Raw genomic sequence first — 2,914 nt, 5'->3', positions numbered from 1 at the left:
CAGAAAGCCCGTTATCGCTTCGCGCATCGTCGGTTCCCTGCAGATTGCCGTGTCACGTCACGATATAACAGCGCGGGCAGTCCTTTGTTCACCCGCCGAAGAGGAAACCCATAGAGGAAACCAATGGCCAAAAGTGCGTCAAAAACCGTGAAAAAAAGCATGCAGTCGCCGCGCCTCCCCGAACTGTCGCCGGAGACATTCACGCCCGCGCAAAAGGCGCTGACGGAGGCCATTGCGTCGGGCCCGCGCGGCGTGTTCAAACTGTCGGGCCCGTTCGGGGTCTATCTGCATTCGCCCTCGTTCGGCGGGTGAACAAAGGACTGCCCGCGCTGTTATATCGTGACGTGACACGGCAATCTGCAGGGAACCGACGATGCGCGAAGCGATAACGGGCTTTCTGCCAACTGTCAAGCGGTGTGGACCATGAGCAATCGATCGAAGCGGAGTTTTTTGCGGCTCGCGCTCGCGAGCCTGGCCGGCTGGCCGTTGTGGCCAAAGCGATCTTCGGCGCAGCGCGGCGGCAAGATGTCCAAGCAGCAGGCCGGATATCAGGACAGTCCGAAGGGCATTCAAATGTGCGCGACGTGCTCGCTGTTCGACGAGCCGAAAGCCTGCAAAGTCGTCGAGGGCGAGATCAGTCCGGACGGCTGGTGCAAAGCCTATGCGATGACGGACTAGGGTTTAGGACTCGCGCCGCAATGGCCTTCGCCGGGCGGGCGCGAACTGCTACGATGCAGTTTGCGAAACCCGCGATAGACGGGGCGACATCGAGGACGACAGGGCAAGGAGAGCGCCATGGGATTTCTGAGCGACGACGACCGCGAGATGCTGACACCTTCGGAACTGTTGCCCTATGACACGCCGATCCCGACGCAGATCGTCTCGAGCGATGAGTTCTATCCCTATCCGCAAACCGAGAAGCAGCGCGAATTGCAGGCGCGGCTCCTCGATCTCGCCGACGGGTTAGCCAAGAAGCAGGGCGTCTCGCGCCGCCGCTTCTTCCAGACCGCGGCCGGTATGGCGGCATCCTATGTCGCGATGAACGAGACTTTCGGCAATTTCTTCGACGCGACGCATGCCGAAGCCGCCACGCCCGCCATGGCGGATGAGCGCGCCGATTCGCTCAAAGACCAGTTCATCATGGACATGCACACGCATTTCCTGCGCGACGACACCCGCATCAAGAATTTCGTCGCCATGCGCGCCGCGGTCGGCAAAGCCGGCTGGAACAAGGATCTCGCCGGCAAGGAACAGACCATCGACGATCTGAAATACGACAATTACGTCAAGGAGATTTTCCTCGATAGCGACAGCAAGATCGTCCTGATCTCGTCGGCGCCGTCGGACATCGAGCAGGACTGGTTCCTCACCAACGAGCAGATGGCGCAAGCGCGCGACAAGGTGAACGCGCGCTTCGGCGCGCGGCGGCTGTTTTCGCACGCCATCTTCACGCCGGGCCAGCCCGGCTGGCTCGACAAGGTCGATGCCGCGCTCGCGCTCAAGCCGGAATCGATGAAGGGCTATACGATCGGCGACAACACCCATAAAGACACCAGCCGCTATCCGTGGCGCATGGACGACGAGAAAGTCGCCTATCTCGGCTACGAGAAATTTGTCAAAGCCGGCATCAAGAATGTCTGCGTGCACAAGGGCCTGTTCGCGCCGCCGCTCGACCGCCAGTTTCCCAATCTGCGCGGCTTTGTCGACGCGAGCGACGTCGGCCAGGCGGCGAAAGACTGGCCGCAGCTCAACTTCATCATCTATCACGGCGCCTATCGCCATGTCGGTGGCGATCCGAAAGTGGCGCTGGCGGAGTTCGAGCGCACCGGCCGCATCTCCTGGACCAGCGACCTCGCCGATATCCCCGCGCAATACGATGTCACCAATGTCTATGCCGATGTCGGGCAGCTTTTCGCCATGACCTTGGTCGCGGAGCCCAAGGTCACGGCGGCCTTGATGGGCACCATGATCAAGAAAATGGGAGCCGATCATGTCTGCTGGGGCACCGACGCAGTATGGACCGGCTCGCCGCAATGGCAGATTGAAGGGCTGCGGCGCCTCGAGATCCCTGAAGACATGCAGAAGCAATACGGCTTCGCCCCGCTCGGCCCCGCCACCGGGCCGGTCAAGAGCGCGATCTTCGGCGGCAACAATGCCAGGCTCTACGGCGTCGAGCCGAAAAAGGCCGAACTCGAGTTCAAGAACGACAAGCTCACGGCGCTGAAGGCTAAATACGACAAGGCCGGCCGCGAGCCGAACAATCTGCGCTACGGCTATGTCGCCGAGCCGATCGCGGATTTCTCGGTATTCGGCTGACGATCCACAACGCTGTCGGCGCGTCCGGGCTCTTCCCGGACGCGGCCTCCATCCGGGCGCCGTTCGGTGCGGAACGCCAATTCTCCCGCCCGCCGGCCGTTTCGCGGTATAGTTCCGACAAGATTCGCGCACGCTGGAGCGGCGATCATGATCCGACCGTCAACACGTATAGTCGCGGCAATTTTGGCCTGTTCGATAGCTTCCGCAGCTGGGGCGGCGGCGACCCAGTTCTCCTGCACTGGCGTCAAGATCGAGCCGGTGTCGCTCAAGCAAACGCCCATGACGGTGAAATTGAATCTGGTTTCCGCGCACAAGATCGCGCTCGATCTCGGCAGCGGCGATGTCAAAAGCGCCGTGACGAGCGACGATCAGATCACGCTCCGATTCCGAGCCAAGGATTTCACCGGCGAGTTCTTTCACTACACCAACGATCTGTTTCTGATCTATCGCTCCGGGCACTTGGCCAAGCTCGCCTGTACGCCCGCGCAATAGGGCGCGTCGCCAGATCGAATACACCATTACCGCGTTCGGCGAAGTAATCTGTTGCAAACGCGACGATCGTGGGCCTAGAGATGATCCGGAAAAGTGGAATCCGGTT

The 2,914-nt window shown here is 61.1% G+C and carries 4 protein-coding genes; all 4 read left to right on the top strand.

The window, feature by feature from the left end; all coding sequences use genetic code 11:
• Positions 1 to 159 precede the first annotated feature (159 nt).
• The 4 genes from ACLP2E_RS09410 (at position 160) to ACLP2E_RS09395 (ending at position 2,808) form a co-directional block, all read left to right on the top strand.
• Positions 160 to 312, top strand: a complete 153-nt coding sequence (locus ACLP2E_RS09410; protein ID WP_442465754.1) for a hypothetical protein — start codon at positions 160 to 162, stop codon at positions 310 to 312.
• Positions 313 to 450: 138 nt separating this feature from the next.
• Positions 451 to 678 (top strand): high-potential iron-sulfur protein, encoded by a 228-nt coding sequence (locus ACLP2E_RS09405; RefSeq protein WP_442465753.1) that lies wholly within the window; start codon positions 451 to 453, stop codon positions 676 to 678.
• 117 nt (positions 679 to 795) lie between these two features.
• A complete protein-coding gene (locus ACLP2E_RS09400; RefSeq protein WP_442465752.1) occupies positions 796 to 2,316 on the top strand; it encodes an amidohydrolase family protein in 1,521 nt (506 codons plus the stop codon).
• A gap of 147 nt (positions 2,317 to 2,463) precedes the next feature.
• Positions 2,464 to 2,808 (top strand): hypothetical protein, encoded by a 345-nt coding sequence (locus ACLP2E_RS09395; RefSeq protein ID WP_442465751.1) that lies wholly within the window; start codon positions 2,464 to 2,466, stop codon positions 2,806 to 2,808.
• Positions 2,809 to 2,914: the final 106 nt, after the last annotated feature.

Source organism: Rhodoblastus sp. (assembly GCF_052145335.1).
Lineage (GTDB): Bacteria > Pseudomonadota > Alphaproteobacteria > Rhizobiales > Beijerinckiaceae > Rhodoblastus.
The sequence above is the reverse complement of the archived record's forward strand: the minus strand, read 5'-3'. Positions and strand labels throughout refer to the sequence as shown.

Coding starts and splice junctions, on each gene's coding strand:
- ACLP2E_RS09400 (WP_442465752.1), top strand. CDS start 796: ATGGGATTTCTGAGCGACGACGACCGCGAGATGCTGACACCTTCGGAA.
- ACLP2E_RS09410 (WP_442465754.1), top strand. CDS start 160: ATGCAGTCGCCGCGCCTCCCCGAACTGTCGCCGGAGACATTCACGCCC.
- ACLP2E_RS09395 (WP_442465751.1), top strand. CDS start 2,464: ATGATCCGACCGTCAACACGTATAGTCGCGGCAATTTTGGCCTGTTCG.